This window comes from Cytobacillus sp. IB215665 (assembly GCF_033963835.1).
GTDB lineage: Bacteria > Bacillota > Bacilli > Bacillales > SM2101 > Nanhaiella.
The window spans coordinates 292,969-312,756 of sequence record NZ_JAXBME010000002.1; the positions used below are offsets into that span (position 1 = coordinate 292,969).

The 19,788-nt window shown below is 34.1% G+C and carries 20 protein-coding genes; 14 read left to right on the forward strand and 6 right to left on the reverse strand.

Annotated elements, in window-relative coordinates; translation table 11 throughout:
- Nucleotide 1: 1 nt before the first annotated feature.
- From rpoD to SLH52_RS03415, 5 genes are all read left to right on the forward strand, one after another.
- Nucleotides 2–1,126, forward strand: coding sequence for an RNA polymerase sigma factor RpoD (rpoD, locus tag SLH52_RS03395; protein ID WP_320207881.1), 1,125 nt, complete (start codon nucleotides 2–4; stop codon nucleotides 1,124–1,126).
- Between the two features lie 226 nt (nucleotides 1,127–1,352).
- Complete coding sequence (locus tag SLH52_RS03400; RefSeq protein ID WP_320207882.1) at nucleotides 1,353–2,492, forward strand: acyl-CoA dehydrogenase family protein; 1,140 nt, start codon at nucleotides 1,353–1,355, stop codon at nucleotides 2,490–2,492.
- A 179-nt stretch (nucleotides 2,493–2,671) separates the two neighbouring features.
- A complete protein-coding gene (cccA, locus tag SLH52_RS03405; protein ID WP_320207883.1) occupies nucleotides 2,672–3,025 on the forward strand; it encodes a cytochrome c550 in 354 nt (117 codons plus the stop codon).
- Between the two features lie 99 nt (nucleotides 3,026–3,124).
- Nucleotides 3,125–3,832 carry a tRNA (adenine(22)-N(1))-methyltransferase TrmK gene (locus SLH52_RS03410; protein WP_320207884.1) on the forward strand — a complete coding sequence of 236 codons (708 nt, stop codon included), beginning with the start codon at nucleotides 3,125–3,127 and terminating at the stop codon, nucleotides 3,830–3,832.
- Nucleotides 3,829–4,947, forward strand: coding sequence for a Nif3-like dinuclear metal center hexameric protein (locus tag SLH52_RS03415; protein ID WP_320207885.1), 1,119 nt, complete (start codon nucleotides 3,829–3,831; stop codon nucleotides 4,945–4,947). Before SLH52_RS03410 ends, SLH52_RS03415 begins: the two co-directional genes overlap by 4 nt.
- Before the next feature lie 128 nt (nucleotides 4,948–5,075).
- Here SLH52_RS03415 and SLH52_RS03420 read toward each other — a convergent pair whose 3' ends face one another.
- Nucleotides 5,076–6,023 carry a 4-hydroxy-3-methylbut-2-enyl diphosphate reductase gene (locus tag SLH52_RS03420; RefSeq protein ID WP_320207886.1) on the reverse strand — a complete coding sequence of 316 codons (948 nt, stop codon included), beginning with the start codon at nucleotides 6,021–6,023 and terminating at the stop codon, nucleotides 5,076–5,078.
- A gap of 388 nt (nucleotides 6,024–6,411) precedes the next feature.
- Complete coding sequence (locus tag SLH52_RS03425; protein ID WP_320207887.1) at nucleotides 6,412–6,801, reverse strand: hypothetical protein; 390 nt, start codon at nucleotides 6,799–6,801, stop codon at nucleotides 6,412–6,414.
- A 1,040-nt stretch (nucleotides 6,802–7,841) separates the two neighbouring features.
- On the opposite strand from SLH52_RS03425, the gene SLH52_RS03430 reads away from it, so the two are divergent.
- Together SLH52_RS03430 and SLH52_RS03435 are read left to right on the forward strand one after the other, a co-directional pair.
- Entirely contained in the window at nucleotides 7,842–9,155 is a 1,314-nt protein-coding gene (locus tag SLH52_RS03430; protein WP_320207888.1) for a DEAD/DEAH box helicase, read from the forward strand.
- Nucleotides 9,156–9,195: 40 nt separating this feature from the next.
- Nucleotides 9,196–10,089, forward strand: a complete 894-nt coding sequence (locus tag SLH52_RS03435) for a deoxyribonuclease IV (protein ID WP_320207889.1) — start codon at nucleotides 9,196–9,198, stop codon at nucleotides 10,087–10,089.
- 97 nt (nucleotides 10,090–10,186) lie between these two features.
- Here SLH52_RS03435 and SLH52_RS03440 read toward each other — a convergent pair whose 3' ends face one another.
- The gene (locus tag SLH52_RS03440; protein ID WP_320207890.1) at nucleotides 10,187–10,441 is read right to left on the reverse strand and encodes a DUF2624 domain-containing protein; all 255 of its coding nucleotides are present in this window, start codon (nucleotides 10,439–10,441) and stop codon (nucleotides 10,187–10,189) included.
- A 146-nt stretch (nucleotides 10,442–10,587) separates the two neighbouring features.
- Here SLH52_RS03440 and SLH52_RS03445 point away from each other — a divergent pair, with 146 nt between their 5' ends.
- The 5 genes from SLH52_RS03445 to SLH52_RS03465 all read left to right on the forward strand — a co-directional run bounded on the left by SLH52_RS03445 (nucleotide 10,588) and on the right by SLH52_RS03465 (nucleotide 14,385).
- Nucleotides 10,588–11,460, forward strand: coding sequence for a YitT family protein (locus SLH52_RS03445; protein WP_320207891.1), 873 nt, complete (start codon nucleotides 10,588–10,590; stop codon nucleotides 11,458–11,460).
- Between the two features lie 231 nt (nucleotides 11,461–11,691).
- Nucleotides 11,692–12,462 (forward strand): metal ABC transporter ATP-binding protein, encoded by a 771-nt coding sequence (locus SLH52_RS03450; protein WP_320207892.1) that lies wholly within the window; start codon nucleotides 11,692–11,694, stop codon nucleotides 12,460–12,462.
- Nucleotides 12,463–12,465: 3 nt separating this feature from the next.
- Nucleotides 12,466–13,305, forward strand: coding sequence for a metal ABC transporter permease (locus SLH52_RS03455; RefSeq protein WP_320207893.1), 840 nt, complete (start codon nucleotides 12,466–12,468; stop codon nucleotides 13,303–13,305).
- Nucleotides 13,302–13,718: a Fur family transcriptional regulator gene (locus tag SLH52_RS03460; RefSeq protein ID WP_320207894.1), complete on the forward strand. Its 417-nt coding sequence runs from the start codon at nucleotides 13,302–13,304 to the stop codon at nucleotides 13,716–13,718. The genes SLH52_RS03455 and SLH52_RS03460 overlap by 4 nt, the downstream gene beginning before the upstream one ends.
- 340 nt (nucleotides 13,719–14,058) lie before the next feature.
- Entirely contained in the window at nucleotides 14,059–14,385 is a 327-nt protein-coding gene (locus SLH52_RS03465; protein WP_320207895.1) for a DUF4190 domain-containing protein, read from the forward strand.
- Nucleotides 14,386–14,430: 45 nt separating this feature from the next.
- Here SLH52_RS03465 and ispG read toward each other — a convergent pair whose 3' ends face one another.
- From ispG to SLH52_RS03480, 3 genes are all read right to left on the reverse strand, one after another.
- Nucleotides 14,431–15,507 carry a flavodoxin-dependent (E)-4-hydroxy-3-methylbut-2-enyl-diphosphate synthase gene (gene ispG, locus SLH52_RS03470; protein ID WP_320208056.1) on the reverse strand — a complete coding sequence of 359 codons (1,077 nt, stop codon included), beginning with the start codon at nucleotides 15,505–15,507 and terminating at the stop codon, nucleotides 14,431–14,433.
- A gap of 139 nt (nucleotides 15,508–15,646) precedes the next feature.
- Nucleotides 15,647–15,997 carry a hypothetical protein gene (locus SLH52_RS03475; protein ID WP_320207896.1) on the reverse strand — a complete coding sequence of 117 codons (351 nt, stop codon included), beginning with the start codon at nucleotides 15,995–15,997 and terminating at the stop codon, nucleotides 15,647–15,649.
- Between the two features lie 223 nt (nucleotides 15,998–16,220).
- Entirely contained in the window at nucleotides 16,221–16,994 is a 774-nt protein-coding gene (locus SLH52_RS03480) for a DUF1189 domain-containing protein (RefSeq protein WP_320207897.1), read from the reverse strand.
- A 289-nt stretch (nucleotides 16,995–17,283) separates the two neighbouring features.
- Here SLH52_RS03480 and SLH52_RS03485 point away from each other — a divergent pair, with 289 nt between their 5' ends.
- Together SLH52_RS03485 and SLH52_RS03490 are read left to right on the forward strand one after the other, a co-directional pair.
- A complete protein-coding gene (locus SLH52_RS03485) occupies nucleotides 17,284–18,909 on the forward strand; it encodes a Na/Pi cotransporter family protein (protein WP_320207898.1) in 1,626 nt (541 codons plus the stop codon).
- Nucleotides 18,910–19,296: 387 nt separating this feature from the next.
- Complete coding sequence (locus tag SLH52_RS03490; protein ID WP_320207899.1) at nucleotides 19,297–19,779, forward strand: DUF456 domain-containing protein; 483 nt, start codon at nucleotides 19,297–19,299, stop codon at nucleotides 19,777–19,779.
- Nucleotides 19,780–19,788 lie beyond the last annotated feature (9 nt).

The following is a 19,788-nucleotide window of genomic DNA, read 5'->3' on the forward strand; positions in this document are numbered from 1 at the left end:
GATGGCTGAAAAGTCAGCTCGTTCTAAAGATATTGATACTGAATTAACACTTGACCAAATAAAAGAACAATTAACAGAGATAGGGAAGAAACGCGGGGTACTTACTTATGAAGAGATCGCCGAACGTATGTCTGGATTTGAAATTGAATCAGACCAAATGGATGAATATTATGAATTTTTAGGTGAACAAGGTGTAGAATTAATTGGTGACGGTGATGAAGATAAAGACCCCAACATCCAAGATCTAGCGAAAGAAGAAGAATTTGACCTTAATGACCTAAGTGTACCTCCAGGAGTAAAAATTAATGATCCAGTTCGGATGTATTTAAAAGAAATTGGACGTGTTGATTTGTTATCTGCTAAAGATGAAATATCTCTAGCTAAACGCATTGAACAAGGTGATGAAGAAGCAAAACGTCGTCTAGCAGAGGCAAACCTACGATTAGTTGTAAGTATTGCAAAGCGTTATGTTGGTCGTGGTATGTTGTTTCTTGACTTGATTCAAGAAGGCAACATGGGTTTGATCAAAGCGGTTGAAAAATTTGACTATGAAAAAGGATATAAATTTAGTACGTATGCAACCTGGTGGATTCGTCAAGCAATTACTCGTGCTATTGCAGATCAAGCGAGAACAATACGTATTCCTGTTCATATGGTCGAAACGATAAATAAATTAATTCGTGTTCAAAGACAATTATTACAAGATTTAGGTCGAGAACCTACTCCAGAAGAAATTGCTGAAGATATGGACTTAACACCAGATAAAGTTAGGGAAATCCAAAAAATTGCTCAAGAGCCTGTATCTCTTGAAACACCGATTGGGGAAGAAGATGATTCGCACCTAGGCGATTTTATCGAAGACCAAGATGCTACATCACCTTCTGAACATGCAGCGTATGAATTATTAAAAGAACAATTAGAAGATGTCTTAGATACGTTAACTGATCGTGAAGAAAATGTACTTCGCCTACGATTTGGTTTAGATGATGGTAGAACGCGAACACTAGAAGAGGTTGGCAAAGTTTTTGGAGTAACACGTGAACGTATACGACAAATCGAAGCAAAAGCACTGCGTAAATTAAGACATCCTAGTCGTAGTAAACGACTAAAAGATTTTCTAGAATAATCTTTTATTGGATTTTTTTTCCATAACAATAGTTTACTTCAACTAAAAAGTTGGAGTGAACTATTTTTTTTATAACATTTCTTGTAATTTATTGTACTGAATTGTTAGTTGTTTTGCAAATGGTTATAGAAATAAGTTTTTAAATATTTTAAAATGTTGAGAAAATTCATTAATTAACCTTATAATGGAATGTAAGCGTATACATTTTGTTGAGAGGAGAAAATATATGAATTTTGATTTAACAATGGAACAACAAGTTTTGAAAAAAACCATAAAGGAATTTGCTCAGGAGGAAGTTGCTCCAGGAGCAATTCAACGTGATAAAAATAAAATGTTTCCTCAAGAGATATTTAACAAATTGGCAAAGTTAGGATTAATGGGTCTTCCATTCCCAGAAGAATATGGGGGGGCAGGTGCAGATACAATTAGTTTTGCAATAGTAGTTGAGGAATTAAGTAAAGCATGTGCCTCTACAGGAATAACCTATTCTGCACATATTTCCTTAGGTGGGGCACCTATTAATTTATTTGGTTCGGATGAACAGAAGGAACTTTACTTGGCTCCTATTTGTAACGGTGAATCGTTAGGGGCATTTGGGCTAACTGAACCAAATGCTGGATCTGATGCTGGTGGAACAATGACTGAGGCGGTAGAAGATGGTGAAGAATTTGTGATTAATGGTAATAAGTGTTTTATTACTAACGCTAGCTTTGCTAAATTCTTAGCATTAACTGCAGTTACAAGTAGAAGTGGGGATGAAAAAGAAATAAGTTCCATAATAGTTCCAACAAATAAGGAAGGCTTCTCAATCATTGATAATTATGAAAAAATGGGGTTGAACGCGTCAAATACTACAGAACTTGTATTAAGTAATGTTAGGGTTCCAAAAGAAAACATTTTAGGAACAAGAGGGAATGGCTTAAAACAGTTTTTAATTACGCTAGATGGAGGAAGAATTGGTATTGGTGCTATGGCAGTAGGAATTGCGCAAGCAGCATTTGAAAAGGCACATGCATATGCAAATGAAAGAGTTCAGTTCGGTAAACCCATCTCAAAATTGTCGGCCATTCAATTTAAGCTTGCTGATATGGCCTTAAAGATTGAGCTTGCTAGAAATATGGTATACAAAGCCGCCTGGCTGAAAGACCATAAAAAATCATTTACGAAAGAGGCTGCTATGTGTAAACTTTATGCTTCTGAAATATGTATGGAAGTTACTAGTCAAGCTGTACAAATTCATGGTGGCTACGGGTACATGAAAGAGTATCAAGTTGAACGTTTTATGAGGGATGCTAAGCTATTAGAAATTGGTGAAGGTACATCAGAAATTCAAAGGTTAGTCATTGCAAGACAAATTGGTTGTTAACTCGTATAACCCCTTATGTTTTAATCAATAATATGTGTATATTTTCGTAATAAAATTTTAAAATGTATAAGAACTTTGAATTAGGACTTTTCCTTCTATTTATTTTAAAGTAAAATAGAAGTTGTTTGTAAAATATAATTACTACTTGACTTCATTTTTTACATAAGGGGGTAAATGAAATGAACAGAAATCCACTAGTGCCTTATGCACTAATCGCGGTTTTAGGTATTGGTCTTATGTTATTCCTTTCTTTCAAAGGTTTAGGAGACGCTGAAAGGATTGCACTAGGTGAAGAGGAACCACAAGAAGAAGTCGTACAATCTCCAGAAGAAATTTATAATGGGAGCTGTATTGGCTGTCATGGAGGAAATTATGAAGGCGTAGCTGGTCCAGCGCTTCTAGGTGTTGGTGACAAGTTAGATTTGGATCAAATTAAAGATATTTTAGCAAACGGGAAAGGCACTATGCCAGGAGGGTTAGTTCCAGCTGATCAATTGGATGCAATGGCTGAATGGCTAACAACATTAAAATAGGCTAAACCTTATACATGATACAAAGTCCATACTTCGGTAATGGACTTTTTCATTTAGATCATTCATAATCGAATACAAAATAAAGATAGTGGTGAAAAGATGAACGAATTAAAGCTGTCGAAAAGATTAGAAGCTGTAGCAGAGTACATTCCAATGGGATCAAAGCTAGCTGATATTGGATCAGATCACGCATATTTACCTTGCTATGCTTTTTTACAACAAAAGATAACTTTTGCAATTGCAGGAGAAATAACTCAAGGACCGTTTCAATCTGCAAAAGATCAAGTGACCTCTTGTCATTTAAATAATGTGATAGATGTAAGAAAAGGTGATGGCTTGTCCGTAGTTGAACGAGGAGAAGTCGATTGTATAACCATTGCAGGAATGGGTGGACTGCTTATCCGTGACATTCTAGAAACAGGTAAAGAAAAGCTCTCTGGGGTCAAGAGATTAATTCTTCAACCTAATGTGGGAGCAAAGCATGTAAGACAATGGTTTATTTTAAATGGGTGGGAGTTAATTGCTGAAACCATTTTAGCGGAAGATGAGAAAATATATGAAATTTTAGTAGCTGAAAGAGGAGCACCATATGAGCCTTATGAAGAAGATATTGAAAAGGGTCTACTCGTAGGTCCATTTTTATTAAAGGAGAATAATGATTCATTTAAGCGAAAATGGACAAATGAATTAAAGCATTGGCAAATGATTTTAGCAAAATTAGATAATGCTTCTCACTCCTATGATAATTTAACGAAGAAAAAGGAACTTGAACAAAAAATTACTTTAGTAACGGAGGCTTTAACATGAAAACACCAAATGGATTTGAAGTTATTCAATTATTTGAGCAGTTTTCGCCTAAGCATCTGGCAATGGAGGGTGACAAAATTGGGCTTCAAATAGGAACACTAAATAAGCCTATTCGCCATGTAATGGTTGCATTAGATGTTTTAGAAACAGTTATTGATGAAGCGATAGAAAATAGTGTTGATTTAATTATTGCTCACCACCCACTTATTTTTAGACCATTAAAAAATATCGTTACTGATCGACCTGATGGAAGGATCATCGAAAAATGTATAAAAAATAATATAACAATCTATGCTGCTCACACAAATTTAGATGTTGCACAAGGTGGGGTGAATGATTTATTAGCTAAAGCACTTGAGCTTACAAAAGTAGAAGTATTAGTTCCTACTTTTGAGTTGAATTTAAAAAAACTAGTAGTAACTGTCCCAGAGGCTCATGCTAATCAAATTAAAGAAGCAATCGGCAATGCAGGGGCTGGATTTATCGGTAACTATAGCCACTGTACCTTCAGTTCAGAAGGTGTAGGCACATTTCTACCTAAGGACAAAGCTAACCCCTATATAGGAACACCTGGAAAATTGGAAACAGTAAAAGAACAGAGGATAGAAACGGTTTTCCCAGAAAACCTAGAAAAAAAAGTATTATCTGCAATGTTAAAAGCACACCCTTATGAAGAAGTAGCTTATGACATTTATCCACTTGATAATAAGGGAGAAATGAAAGGGTTAGGTAGGATCGGTTACTTACAAAGTGAACTCACACTTGGAGATTTTGCTGCTTTTGTAAAAAGCAAATTAGATGTGGAAGGTTTAAGAGTAGTAGGTAATTTACAAGACAAGGTTAAGAAAGTTGCTGTCTTAGGAGGAGACGGTAATAAGTATATTAGCCAAGCAAAGATGAGAGGTGCAGATGTGTATGTATCTGGTGATATATATTATCATGTTGCCCATGATGCAATGCAGGCTGGGTTAAATATTGTGGATCCAGGTCATAACGTCGAAAAAGTGATGAAAAAGGGTGTTGTAGAAATGATGCGTAAGCAAGTTGCATCGAAAAACTTTAAAGTGAATATTGTTGCTTCTGAAATAAATACAGATCCTTTTACATTTATGTAAAAAAGTGTAGTGTCCAATAATAGTGATACATAGGGATGAAGAAAAGTACAGAGGTTACATAAAAAGGGACTAAATAGTAGTTTATTTAGTCCTTTATTATATTCCTCGGTTATAAAAAATGAACGTTTTTAACTTTTTGGAGTTTTTACCTTAGGTAATATTTTGTGCAATGGCACTTTTCTTTCTCTTGTCCATGTTGATTCATCTGAGTTATTAAAGTTTTCTAAAAATGCAATCACTTCTTTAGTTATAGGTGTTGGTGTCGATGCACCTGCTGTAACTGCTACTTTGTTCGCATCTTTAATCCAATCAATATTTATGTCAGTCACATCCGCAACACGGTAAGCTTTTGTTCCTGCTATTTCCATGGAAACCTGTGCTAGCCTATTGGAATTGTTACTTTTTGGATCACCTACAACGATAGTAACATCTGCATGTCCTGCTTGATCCGCAACTGCTTCTTGTCGAACCTGTGTAGCTAAACAAATTTCTTTGTGAAATTCTACCTGTGGATATTTTTCCTTTACTTGCTCCATAATATGGCCAACATCCCATTGACTCATCGTCGTTTGGTTTGTGACAATAATTTTTTCGTTATTTAAGGAAAGGTTTTGTACATCTTCTTCGTTCGCTACGAGGTGAACAGCTTGAGGAGCAACTCCAATAGCTCCTTCGGGTTCAGGATGTCCTTTCTTCCCTATATAGATGATGTCATAGCCTTCACTTTCTTTAGCTCTTATTAAGTCGTGAGTTTTTGTTACGTCTGGGCATGTTGCATCAATTGTCACAAGCCCCTTTTCTTTTGCAAGTTTTATTACTTCAGGTGAAACGCCATGAGCGGTAAAGATAACTGTACCCTTATCTACTTTGCTTAAAATATCAAGTCTGTTTTCTCCATCTAATGTGATGATCCCGTCTTCTTCAAATGCATCAGTTACATGTTTATTATGAACAATCATTCCTAAAATGTATATTGGCCTTGGTAAAGTTTTATCTAGAGCTGCATTTCTAGCAATTACCATGGCATCTACAACACCATAACAATAACCTCTAGGAGTAATTTTGACTACTTCCATTCGAATCTCCTCCATTTATCCCTAAATGAGAATTTTTTATCTATATTAGCAAATGCCTAACAATCATTTGTTCATCGGCTGATATAAAAAGCTTTTTTCGCATTAATTGATATTAATCGTATGATGAAACAAACACATAATCAGCCTAGGATTTCGTAGTACCTTCTATAAAACGAAGACAGTGACAGAAAGCCGTCATATGATGTAGTGGTTTGTGAAAATACCAATAAAATTTACGAAAAGAGCTTAGAAAAATAAGAAAGCTTTCTTCATGGACTAATCAAGCATCCATGAAATGTCTCACATTAGCTGTGAGAGGTAAAAGTTGTTATGCTTTTCTTATTTCTCTTTATTATAGCGAAGTGGAGATAAGAATTAAAGTTATGAGCTAAATATAGAGCTTTGGTTTTGATGCTCCACTACGATCAGCAGGCGGGGATTTCGTTATTCTTGGTAGATCTCTCTGACGTATAGAATTTTTGGTCTGGTTTGCTGGTTCGTTAAACATATTAAACATAGACGGGATTTTATTTGCGATAGGGGACAGTTCCTTTAACGTTGGGGCTACAGATTCGGCAGTTTTAAACCATTGTTGAACACTACTCAATGACTTTTGGAAATCTTTTGGATTCATTAAGCCTTTTAACGAATTTGGTGAGTGCAGCATCGTTGACAAATAATTATCTAACCCTTTGTTTGAATGCATGATTGAAGTAAATGGATTTTGGAACCATTGACTGTTAGAAAGCATTTGACTAAGTGAGTTTTGGTGATTCAATGTCATTCTCCTTTCATATGTTTCATTGTGCTAGTAGTTATAGATTATTTTATGTGAGATTAAGTTATTATGTTGTTGGGTTGTAGCCTGTTTTCTTAAAATCTTATGTTTAGATCGGCATTTTCTTTCTATTAATTATTATTTTTTGTACAAAGGCATAATCCCATCTTAAACACCGTTGGCAGAGGAATATAACCCCATCCTAGCAGCTCTAATTTTAGGAAAGGTACTGTTCGTAAACTTTGTTCCTAAAGTATCTTAACTAATAGATAAAGATGTTGTTTTCCTCAAAATTCATCGTTTTATAAGAAATGGTGCCACGAAATCTAGTTGTATTTCTGTTTATTTATTAGTACGTTAAACAATATGCTATGCGAAATCGGCCATAGTAAAAAGTAAACAAAGCATAGAATCCTGATGATATAAGACTGTAGTGCTTAAGCCAAACAAAACTTTTTACGGAAAAGGGAATAATGTTAAACTGATTAGGAAGGTGTTTATATGGATTTCGAAGGATCGACTATTTACAATTGTCTTTAAGGTGTGGCTAATCGACCTATATTTCATCAAAGTAAGTACTTGATTTAGTCTTAGTTTGATTTTTGTACGTCTATTACTTTTAATATAGTTTACATTTAGCATATCGCATCATATTTTAATTTAAGCTCTATTCGTAAACTTTGTTGCTATAGTTTCTGAGATAGAAGATATCAACACCGTGTTACTTAACAGTCATCGTTTTATAGAAGAAAAGATGCCCTTTAGCATGAAAAACAACATTTTATACGAAAACAGCCTATTACTTATTAAATATTATGCTCTACATTCTAGTGTAACGACGTTTAACTTTGCCTTTCTAAAAGCATTAATAGTATTCAATTAAGCTCCATCGCTTAAGGGAGTTGCTGACAAGCTTGCACTTTTCTTATAAAATCCATTATAATCTAATGATGATATGTTTTGGCTAGTAGAAATTATAATGAGTGTTCCAGAGGAATTTACAATTCATTTGGGATAGTTTCATAAGGAGTATAGATACGATGAACTCACAATTTGAAAGATTTGGATTAAAGCCTTTTATAATTAAAGCGATTAATAGCTTGGAATTTTATAAACCTACTGACATACAAGAGCGTTTGATTCCCTCGATTCTAAAAGGTGAAAGTGTAATAGGTCAATCACAAACAGGAACAGGTAAAACACATGCTTATTTGTTACCGGTTATTAACAATATAGACCCTTCAAAACAAGAAGTACAAGCGGTTATTACAGCACCGACGCGTGAATTAGCTAATCAAATTTATCAGGAAGTATTAAAGGTCACAAAATTTTATGATGGAAGTGAACAAATAACGGCACGATGTTATGTGGGTGGTACAGATAAACAACGTACGCTTGAAAAGCTAAAGGTACAACCACACATCGTTGTAGGAACACCAGGAAGAATACTTGATTTAATAAAGGAACAGGCGCTGCATGTATATTCTTCTAATTCATTAGTCGTCGATGAAGCAGATTTAATGCTTGATATGGGGTTCATTAATGAAGTAGATCAAATTGCAGCAAGGATGGCAGAAAAATTACAGATATTAGTTTTTTCTGCTACAATACCAGAAAAATTAAAGCAGTTTTTACGTAAATATATGGACAACCCAAAATATTCGCATGTAGCACCTAACCAAGTAACTGTTACGAGTGTTGAGCAAATCCTGATACCATCGCGTCATCGAGACAAAGTTCAAATTTTACATGATATCTTGTTGAAGTATAATCCATATTTAGCAATTGTCTTTACAAATACTAAAGTGAAGGCAGATGAAGTTGCAGATTCATTAATTAAAAAAGGCTTAAAAGTCGGTAGAATTCACGGGGACTTATCACCACGTGATCGGAAGAAAATGATGAAGCAAATTAAGGATTTAGACTTTCAATATGTTGTAGCAACAGATTTAGCAGCTAGAGGTATTGATATTGAAGGGGTTAGTCACGTCATTAATTTTGAAATACCTTCTGATCTAGATTTTTATGTTCACCGAGTAGGGAGGACTGCAAGAGCAGGTTATTCTGGCATTGCAGCTACTTTGTATGATCCTTCAGATGAGGATGCAATAGTAAAATTAGAAAAAATGGGGATTACATTTAAACAACAGGATCTTCGTAATAACGAATGGGTTGAGCTTGGAGCTAGAGATAAACGGAATAAGCGCAAAAAACAAGTGAATGAGCTTGATATTGAAGCTAAAAAAATTGTCCGTAAACCTTCTAAAGTAAAGCCTGGTTATAAAAAGAAAATGAAAAACGATATGGAACAATATAAGAAGCGTCAGCGACGTATTAACAAGAGAACTAAGTGATCAAACCTATGACGATATTATTTTAAGGGAGATGAATGGTATGATAAAAATAGGTTCCCATGTCTCTATGAGTGGAAAGAAAATGTTGCTTGGAGCTAGTGAAGAAGCTGTGGGATACGGTGCAAATACTTTTATGATTTACACTGGTGCTCCACAAAATACACGAAGAAAGAAAATTGAAGAATTGAATATTGAGGCTGGCCATGCTCATATGAGAGAACATGGTATTGAAGATATAGTTGTTCATGCCCCGTATATTATTAATATTGGTAATACGACAAAACCAGAAACGTTTGAATTAGGAGTCAATTTTTTGCGATCAGAAATTGAAAGAACTGAAGCTTTAGGTGCTAAACAAATTGTTCTTCATCCTGGTGCACATGTGGGAGCAGGGGCAGAGGCAGGAATTAACAAAATTATTGAAGGTTTAAACGAAGTTTTAACGCCTGAGCAAAATGTCCAAATTGCTCTGGAAACGATGGCAGGTAAAGGCTCAGAATGTGGTAGAACTTTTGAAGAGTTAGCTCAAATTATCGAAGGTGTCACGCTTAACGAAAAGTTATCTGTTTGCTTTGACACATGTCACACTCATGATGCTGGCTATGATATTGTGAATGATTTTGATGGTGTGCTTCAACATTTCGATCAAGTGATCGGACTTGACCGTTTAAAAGTATTACATATTAATGACAGTAAAAATCCAACTAATTCTCATAAAGACAGACATGAAAACATTGGGTTTGGACACATTGGATATGATGCTCTTAGCTACATTGTTCATCATCCGCAACTTTCAGATATACCTAAAATCTTAGAAACTCCATATGTAGGGGAAGATAAGAAAAATAAAAAGCCACCTTATAAATTTGAAATAGAAATGTTAAATCAAAAAGAATATAATCCAAATTTACTTACAAAAATTTTGGCTGGTTAGCTTAATCACTATGTCAACATATTGACAAGGATTTATGTACCTACAGATCTGTGTCAAAACATTTAAAGGGCTGTCTTAACTTATATTAGACAGCCTTTTATTGAATAAATTTAGTGAAGAAAGAGTTAATTTTCTTAGCTACAGTTGGGTTTGTAATTTTGGCAACTTCCTTAATGAGTTTTTTTCGCTCTTTATCTTCAAAAATATCTACATCTCTCTTTTGTATAAGCTCTGTAATTTGCCTTGCCTGTGCCTTCGATATTTTAATGTCATATTGTTTACTATAATTAAGTAAATCTTTTACGGTCATATGTTTTATTTTTTGATTAATCACGTGTTGAAAAAGCTTCATTGTATTCTCCTCCCCTTACACATAGTATGATATTGAATAATATTATGTTCCATAAAACAAGGGTGCTTCATATTTGCAAGGAGAAACAAGTATAATGATACAAAGAAAATTTAAAGCACATATAACAACACTGAGGAGGGAGACTCATGGCAACAAGACAACATAAAAAAGAAAGTAAACTACATTTTTTTTATCGCTTCATAATGATTTTATTTGGAGCAGGATTAGTAGCTGTTTCTATTGAGTTATTTTTAGTTCCAAATAATATAATTGATGGTGGAATTATTGGTGTCTCTTTAATTATTGATTATTTAACACCTTCATATATAAGTTTTGCAATGTTAGTCGTTCTACTAAATATCCCATTTATGTATTCTGGGTATAAACAAATAGGTAAGACGTTTATGATATCTTCTATGTTCGGTATTATTTGTCTGGCTATTATTGAACAACTTCTGCACAATGTTGAACCATTTACACCAGAACCTATATTGGCAACTGTATTTGGAGGTCTAATATTAGGTGTTGGGGTAGGGTTAGTTATCAGACATGGCGGATCTTTAGATGGCACTGAAATTCTTGGGATTTTATTAACGAAAAAGCTGCCTTTTTCAGTAGGCGAGTTTGTTATGTTTATTAATATTTTTATTTTTGTTTGGGCAGCATTTGTTTTTGGAACTGAAGAAGCAATGTATTCTGTGATGACATATTATATTGCTTTCAAAACAATTGACACTGTCATTCAAGGACTAGACGAAACAAAGGCTGTCATTATCGTTTCCGATTATTTTGAAGAGGTATCGGATGCTATATTACATAGGCTTGGACGAGGTACAACTAAGTTGAAGGGAAAAGGTGGATTTACAGATGCAGAAAAAGAAGTAATTTACGTTGTGGTGACAAGGATTGAAGTAACTAAACTTAAATCGATCGTTCATGAAATCGATGCTAATGCATTTTTGACAATTATGAGCACTCAAGAAACGAGAGGAGCTAAGTTTAAATCAGCTATACACTAATGACTTTAGGATATTTTCGCATGATCGTTGCTGATCATATATAACAAGTTTCCATAGCATCTTTTATGCTATGAAAAGGTGGAAGATGCATGGAGCTTTATTAAGTTGTTCTATGTAAGAAATGATTAACAAGGGTTACGAAAGTTGCCTTTCTTTACAATAGAGCTAGCTTCATGTATAATTTTGTTGTTTAAATCGTAATGATTCCTAATAAGATAGAATGGTGATGATATGACAAATAATAATGTACCTATATTAGAAATTGGTGATCTAACCTTTGGTTATGAGCAGGAGAATGTCTTAGAGGACATTAATTTAGTAATGCCTCAAGGAGCATTTTTAGGGTTAGTAGGACCAAATGGGTCTGGTAAATCAACTTTATTAAAATGTATTTTAGGACTTATTAAACCGCAATCTGGATCAATACGATTGTTTGGAACTGAAATTCACAAATTTAAAAATTGGCATAAAATTGGATTTGTTTCTCAAAAGGCAAACAGTTTTAACAGTGGTTTTCCTGCCACAGTGCTTGAAGTTGTTCTAAGTGGGTTGACTTCGAAGGTAGGTTTACTTCGATTTTTTTCCAAGGAACATAAATTAGCTGCATCAAAAGCAATAGCTTCAGTAGGAATGAGCCAGTTTACTAATCGAAATATTGGAGAGTTATCAGGAGGTCAGCAACAAAGAGTTTTTATTGCACGAGCTATAGTTAGTGACCCATCCTTATTAATTTTAGATGAACCAACTGTAGGTGTAGATGCTACAAATGTTCAAAGCTTTTACAATATGTTAGAAGACTTAAATCAGAACTTGGGGATTAGCTTATTATTAGTCACTCATGATATTGGAACAATTACTGATAAAGTGTCACATGTTGCCTGTTTAAATAAGACTTTACATTTTCACGGTAAAACAGAGCAATTTGAAAGCCTTGATGAAGGTGCATTATCTACGTTTTATGGTCATCATCTCCACGTTTTAACTCATAACCATGGAGGATAAATGATGTTAATTGAGATTTTTCAATATGAATTTTTACGTAACGCTTTCATTACTGGAATGATGATTGGTTTTTTAGCACCTTTACTTGGTGTTTTTATAGTTGTTAGACGACAGTCTTTGATTGCAGATGCGTTAAGCCATGTTACACTTGCTGGTATAGCTGCAAGTCTGTTTGTTGAAAAGAAACTCGGAGTTTTTCAAGGAATGAACCCATTATATATGGGCATGGGCTTTTCTGTAGTAGGCTCCATTTTTATTGAAAAACTTAGATCCGTATATAAACATTATCAAGAGTTGGCAATACCAATCATTCACTCAACTGGAATCGGGCTTAGTGTAGTTTTTATTTCACTAGCTGATGGTTTTAATACAGATCTATTCATGTATTTATTCGGTAGTGTGAGCGCTGTAAGTATGAGTGACGTTTGGACTATTTTAGTTATTTTAATGTTCGTTTGTGTAATCATTTTCATATTTTATAAAGAATTATTTTTACTTTCATTTGATGAAGAGCATGCAACTGCTAGCGGTCTGAATACAAAATGGTTGCATTTGTTATTTATCGTTATGGTAGCATTGGCAATTGCTGCATCGATGCGAATTGTCGGAATTTTATTAGTCTCTTCATTAATGACATTACCTGTAGCAGCAAGTATACGTATTAGTAAAGGGTTTAAACAAACGATTATTTTGTCAATTGTGTTTGCCCAATTAGCCGTATTCTTTGGTTTGTTTAGTGCTTATTATTTAGATGTGGCACCCGGTGGTACGATTGTTCTTTTTGCTGTTATAGAATTAATCCTAGTTCTAATCACGAAGAGAGTGGGGAGAAAGAAAAAATGAATGTTGCTGGTGCAATCAATTTATTAAAGAAGGAAGGATATAAATATACGGGTAAGCGTGAAGAAATGCTACAACTTTTCTCAAATACAGATAAATATTTAACTGCCCGTGAAGTACTGTTGAGGATGAAAGATAACTATCCTAGTTTAAGCTTTGATACAATATATAGGAATTTATCGTTGTTTGTTAAGTTAGATATATTAGAAATGACTGAACTATCTGGTGAAAAGCACTTCCGTTTTACTTGTGCTACGAAAGAACACCACCACCATTTTATTTGTTTACAATGTGGGAAAACGAAAGAAATTCACTCTTGTCCAATGAATCAATTGGCGGATCATTTTCAAGGATATGATGTTTCCGGGCATAAATTTGAAGTATATGGGACATGTCCAGTTTGTGCTAATGCATAAATGAGTTCTATAATAAGTTGGATTTTAAGGTTTTTATAGGTATTTTCATTTTCGCGTTTTTAAGTCTCATGGAGATATGTACAAGACCGAGTTATGCTGAATTTTATTTGTTTTTTTCGTATTGAGATATAAACAGGTATACATCTTGAGTTCCTAGAATTTTTATTTTAAGGTCATGAATGATCGAAAAAAGTTTTTTTATTGTACTTTTTCAATGATAGCAAGATAATTTATACAAAGATGCTTCCAATAAAAGCAAAGATTAACACAAATATTTCTTTCCTAGAGAACAATACTAAATAATGCCCCTCTTTAACATAAGAAAGTGAGGTATATAAACATGGCTCAGGAAAGAAATGATGATGGCTATCGAGATAACTATAGAAATGATCCAGAAGCGGATTTTATGGAAGAAACATCAACGGAGTTTGCGGAACCTGTTCAAGCTTTAGGTAGTACTAGGGAAGTTGAAAATAACTGGGTAGGTTGGCTTTCCTTGGCTCTATCGATCATTTCACTTTTTGTCGCTCCAATCCTTTTTGGAGCTGCAGGTATCATATTAGGTTTTGTTGCCCGCAGAAGAGGAGCAGAAGGAATGGGGGCATGGGCGATAGGAATTGGTATCGTATCCATTGTTCTGGGCATCTTTATACTCCCATTTTTTTAACATGATGAAAAAAAGCTTGACATTTATATGTCAAGCTTTTTCCGTTTACTGCTTTGCGTAATGTTCTGCTGCTATTTTATCAATTTCTTTCTTAAGTTCTTCTACCATTGTTTCTTCAGGAACTTTACGAACAATTTCACCGTGGCGGAAAAGTAGTCCTTCACCTCTAGCCCCTGCAATCCCTATATCCGCTTCTCGAGCCTCTCCTGGACCATTTACAGCACAGCCTAAAACGGCTACTTTTATCGGAGCTTTAATTGTTGAAATATAGTCTTCTACTTCATTAGCTATACTAATAAGGTCAATTTCAATTCTTCCGCAAGTTGGACATGAAATTAATGTTGCTGCATTTGAGGCAAGCCCAAAAGATTTAAGTAATTCCCGTGCTACTTTTACTTCTTCTACTGGGTCTGCACTAAGAGAAATACGAAGTGTATTTCCAATCCCTTTACTTAAAATGGCACCTAAGCCAGCTGCACTTTTTACTGTTCCTGCAAATAACGTACCTGATTCAGTAATGCCTAAATGTAAAGGATAATCAAATGCCTTTGCTGCTTTTTCGTAAGCTTCGATTGCTAAATTTACATCCGAAGCTTTCATAGATACAATGATATCATGGAAATCAAGTTCTTCTAATATCTTGATATGGTGTAACGCACTCTCAACCATACCATCAGCAGTAGGGTATCCGTATTTCTCTAGTATCTTTTTCTCAAGAGATCCAGCGTTAACACCAATTCGAATAGGTATATTTTTTTCTTTTGCAGCATTTACGACAGCTTCAACTTTTTCACGTCGCCCAATATTCCCTGGGTTTATGCGAATTTTGTCTGCGCCACCTTCGATTGCCTTGAGTGCTAACTTATAGTCAAAATGAATGTCAACTACAAGTGGTATGTCTATGCGACTTTTTATTTCTGCAATTGCATTGGCAGCTCGTTCATCTGGACAAGCGACACGAACTATTTGACATCCAGCTTCTTCTAAGCGTTTAATTTCTGCTACGGTGGCTTCGACATCATGCGTTTTTGTTGTGGTCATACTTTGTATAACTAGCTCGTTATTTCCACCAATTGTTAAATTACCAACTTTAACTGGACGAGTTTTGGTACGATGTATAATTTGACTCACGTATTTATCTCTCCTTCAAGGATTATCTTCTAAATATATTTGTTTTTATGTGCTTTAATTTCAGTATCTTTATGCTCATAGAATATTGTAACAGTGAAAATATAAAATTGACAAGAATTTAACAGAATTCTTAATAGTCATACATAGGGAATTTATATGTTTTACCTGCTTGCAATTGTTCTGGTTTTAAATTATTATTTAAAGCTTCAAAATCATTTAAGAGCTGTTCCATTGAAACAGGAATGGGACCATTATATAACTCTTCGACAATAGATATCACTGTATCGCCTCTTTTAACCTGAATAAGCTGATATTCCATTTGCTGTATATTTAATGGCGTTTCATCCCCATCAACTAATGGCGTTTTTTCTTCCACATTTTTTTGTAAATCAATTACAGGTAAGGAGCCAATGCTTATGTCATAATAAAAGATATAAATAACAAATAAAAATAATATAATGCCTATCATTTTTTTCTTCATTATTTCCACCCCGTTTGCATAGCTTTTATACCTATGTATGCATGTCCAATAAAAATATTCCTTAAAATTTGTAAAGAATGTATATTAATAATAAATAATAATAGTCCGAGCTAGTCTTATTGTTAAGTTTACAATAGTTCTACTTACGTTATTTATTTGAGAAAAATTTTAAAACAAGGTAAAACAAAACAGAGTAAACTCTTTTAGGTCTACTCTGTGTTGTTTATTTCTTCGGAATAGGTATTTGTTGAATGACTAATGACAAAATGATAACACTTATTATAACATTTAATGTAAATTGTGCAGGAATTATGACGTTAAATGTGCCCATTAAGGTGAAAAATAAAGTCGGGATTGTTACACTATATGCAGATAATATCCACGAATGTCGATATGTAATCTTTCTTGTTAAGACACTATTTATGATCATCCCGATGAACGCGAGTAATGTGATGCCTAGAAATTTCATGCCGCTAGAAAAAATATACATGATAAGTATGAAAACAGGGATGATTATAATTAATAACGAGTCTAATGTGCTTATAACATTTTGCATATCATCACTAGAAAATGTTATATCTCCAAAGCTTGAGTAATAAAAAGATTGTTCATTGGCATTAGATACATATACAGCTCTATTTTTTAGCAACGCCAAGCCATCACCATCAATATTATTAACAGCATCATTATTTGATATATTTTCACGACTGTCGATGATTAACGAAAAATCATCTTTTGAAATGAGAATTGGTTCTTCGCCAGGAATAGATAACTTACCATCCTCAATGTAAAAAGAAGGGAGGTCTGACTCAAAAAGATCATTTATTTTATTTACACCTTTGGAAATATCACTGGCAATAAAATATGCTGTAGGTATAATGGAGATTAATGTTAATAAAAACACATATAAAATTGTTTTTCCTATACCTTGAAAACGAAATTTAGCTATATCATTAGTTGAATATAAGCTTTTAACTAATTGTCTGAAAATAGACATCTCAATAATCCCCTTTATTTTCTTTTTCTCTCTCATAATTATTTTAGCGTGGTGAAAACTATAAAACAACGTCTAATATGAATGGTCATTTTATAAGTTGAAATATTGCTTTTGGCAGTTATTTTGTGAAAAGCACTAGCAGAATTTGTCCACCTTTCATTCGATTGTTAAGCTATTGTAAATTATTTATTAAAAACCTTTACAATTCTAATGGATTTCGTTAATAATTGTATAGGGTTTTGTAAGCTTGTGTCGAAACTAGTCAGATAATTTTTCGGAGGTAGAAAAAGTGGAACTTGATGTTCAAAAGATGATTTTTGAATTTATTGGTGGTTTAGGTATCTTCTTATTTGGGATAAAGTATATGGGAGATGGACTACAAAAATCCGCAGGTGACAAATTAAGAGATATCTTAGATCGCTTTACGACCAACCCATTTATGGGTGTCTTAGCTGGTATTATTGTAACAGTGTTAATTCAAAGTAGCTCTGGTACAACTGTAATTACAGTTGGTTTAGTCAGTGCCGGCTTTATGAATTTAAGACAAGCAATTGGTGTAATCATGGGGGCAAATATTGGGACGACTGTTACTGCATTTATTATCGGTATCAAATTGTCAAATTACGCACTACCAATTATAGCCGCAGGTGCTCTCCTACTCTTTTTCTTTAAAAATAAGAAAATTCACAATTTTGGCCAAGTAGTATTTGGCTTTGGTGCACTTTTTTATGGTTTGAAACTAATGAGTTCGGGGATGAAACCACTACGTTCACTAGAATCATTTGCTGAGTTAACAGTAAACATGAGTGAAATTCCAATTCTTGGAGTTGCTATTGGAACAATATTTACTGTCATCGTGCAAAGTTCGAGTGCAACCATTGGGATATTGCAGGAATTGTATGGTCAAGGTCTGTTGGATTTAAACGCTGCATTGCCTGTTTTATTTGGTGATAATCTTGGTACAACGATCACTGCGATATTAGCTTCAATTGGAGCATCAGTTGCAGCTAGACGAGCTGCTTTAACACATGTGCTATTTAACTTGGTTGGAGCAACCATATTTCTAATTGGGTTGAAGCTCTATACACAATTGGTTATTATGCTACAAGAGGCATTTAATTTAAATCCAGAAATGACGATTGCATTCGCGCATGGAGCCTTTAATATAACGAATACGTTGATTCAATTACCGTTTATAGGTGTATTGGCATATATTGTAACAAAACTTATACCTGGTAATGATTCGGTAGTGGAATATAAAGCTAAGCATTTGGATCCTAACTTTATTGAGCAATCACCATCTATTGCATTAGGTCAAGCTAAAGAAGAAGTTGTTAGAATGGGTGAGTTTGCTACTCTAGGTTTAGAAGAGTCACATAAATATTTAAACAGCAATTTGCAGAAACATGCTGATCTATCTATGCAACTAGAGAGTGCCATCAATAATTTAGACCGGAAAATTACTGATTATTTAGTGTTACTCTCTTCAGCTTCATTGTCACAAAATGAATCAGAAGAGCACTCAGTGTTAATGGATACCGTACGAGATATTGAACGTATAGGTGATCATTTTGAAAATATTGTGGAGTTGGTTGACTATCAGCTATCAAATAAAGTGAAGATGACTGATTTAGCAAAAGCTGATTTAAAAGAAATGTTTGAATTAACCATTTCCACTGTGAAAGAAGCAATTCAATCTCTTGAAGAAAACGATAAAGATTTAGCAAGAGAAGTTGTGAAGAAAGAAGACAAGATTGATAAGATGGAACGAACATTGCGTAAAAAGCATATTTTACGATTAAATGAAGGCAAATGCACTGGACAAGCTGGTATTGTATTTGTAGACATCGTAAGTAATTTAGAACGTATAGGTGATCACGCTGTTAATATCGCTGAAGCGGTATTAGGAGAGTAAAAATAAGCATACAATCACAAAAGAGGTACGTTAGAAATCGAAATTAGATTTTTAACATACCTCTTTGTTTTACGCTATTTTCCATTTAATTGTTCTCGTGATAAGAAATATGCAAACAGTAAACTATAACCTAGGTATCTAGTCTCCTGAATAGCTGTAACAAACAAATATAAGTTCGTTTTTCTGTTGTAGATTCGTAAATTGTTCCGTTCTTGAGATTTAAGCAAGTATACATCTCCGTTCGTGGCATCTTGCTGATTTTATACCGTCCATATTTAGTAAAAATAGCAACAAAGTTTATGAACAGAGCCTTGTAAGTTAATTGACTAACATAAACGAACGATGCTAGTATGAAATTGCTATTAACAAGTATCAGGGGGCTTGGTGATGGAGTTATTAATTTGGATAATAGTGATTTGCTGTTTTATCGTTTCTTTTGTTGGTTTAATATATCCGATTATTCCAAGTGTACTTTTTATCGTAGCTGGTTTTTTAATTTATGGGTTTCTAATTAGCTTTGAGCAATTTTCAATGTTATTTTGGATGATCCAAGGAACGTTTGTTTTGTTATTATTTGGTGCTGATTATGCAGCAAATCTAATCGGTGTCAAAAAGCTAGGTGGAAGCCAAGCAGCTGTATGGGGCAGTACAATTGGCTTGTTAGTAGGACCTTTTGTAATACCAGTAGCTGGGATCATTCTCGGACCATTTCTAGGTGCTGTTGTAGCTGAGTTAGTTGTTCACAAGAAAAATGTTAAAGAGGCGACAAAAATTGGCTTAGGGTCATTATTTGGATTTTTAAGCGGTGTAGTGGCAAAAGGGTTCATCCAATTAATTATGATTACATATTTTTTATTTACTGCTTTGTAAAGAAAGATT

Excerpts from the sequence above, each read along its gene's own strand:
- rpoD (WP_320207881.1), top strand. The coding sequence starts at position 2 with ATGGCTGAAAAGTCAGCTCGTTCTAAAGATATTGATACTGAATTAACA.
- SLH52_RS03400 (WP_320207882.1), top strand. The coding sequence starts at position 1,353 with ATGAATTTTGATTTAACAATGGAACAACAAGTTTTGAAAAAAACCATA.
- cccA (WP_320207883.1), top strand. The coding sequence starts at position 2,672 with ATGAACAGAAATCCACTAGTGCCTTATGCACTAATCGCGGTTTTAGGT.
- SLH52_RS03410 (WP_320207884.1), top strand. The coding sequence starts at position 3,125 with ATGAACGAATTAAAGCTGTCGAAAAGATTAGAAGCTGTAGCAGAGTAC.
- SLH52_RS03415 (WP_320207885.1), top strand. The coding sequence starts at position 3,829 with ATGAAAACACCAAATGGATTTGAAGTTATTCAATTATTTGAGCAGTTT.
- SLH52_RS03420 (WP_320207886.1), bottom strand. The coding sequence starts at position 6,023 with ATGGAAGTAGTCAAAATTACTCCTAGAGGTTATTGTTATGGTGTTGTA.
- SLH52_RS03430 (WP_320207888.1), top strand. The coding sequence starts at position 7,842 with ATGAACTCACAATTTGAAAGATTTGGATTAAAGCCTTTTATAATTAAA.
- SLH52_RS03435 (WP_320207889.1), top strand. The coding sequence starts at position 9,196 with ATGATAAAAATAGGTTCCCATGTCTCTATGAGTGGAAAGAAAATGTTG.
- SLH52_RS03440 (WP_320207890.1), bottom strand. The coding sequence starts at position 10,441 with ATGAAGCTTTTTCAACACGTGATTAATCAAAAAATAAAACATATGACC.
- SLH52_RS03445 (WP_320207891.1), top strand. The coding sequence starts at position 10,588 with ATGGCAACAAGACAACATAAAAAAGAAAGTAAACTACATTTTTTTTAT.
- SLH52_RS03450 (WP_320207892.1), top strand. The coding sequence starts at position 11,692 with ATGACAAATAATAATGTACCTATATTAGAAATTGGTGATCTAACCTTT.
- SLH52_RS03455 (WP_320207893.1), top strand. The coding sequence starts at position 12,466 with ATGTTAATTGAGATTTTTCAATATGAATTTTTACGTAACGCTTTCATT.
- SLH52_RS03460 (WP_320207894.1), top strand. The coding sequence starts at position 13,302 with ATGAATGTTGCTGGTGCAATCAATTTATTAAAGAAGGAAGGATATAAA.
- SLH52_RS03465 (WP_320207895.1), top strand. The coding sequence starts at position 14,059 with ATGGCTCAGGAAAGAAATGATGATGGCTATCGAGATAACTATAGAAAT.
- SLH52_RS03475 (WP_320207896.1), bottom strand. The coding sequence starts at position 15,997 with ATGAAGAAAAAAATGATAGGCATTATATTATTTTTATTTGTTATTTAT.
- SLH52_RS03480 (WP_320207897.1), bottom strand. The coding sequence starts at position 16,994 with ATGTCTATTTTCAGACAATTAGTTAAAAGCTTATATTCAACTAATGAT.
- SLH52_RS03490 (WP_320207899.1), top strand. The coding sequence starts at position 19,297 with ATGGAGTTATTAATTTGGATAATAGTGATTTGCTGTTTTATCGTTTCT.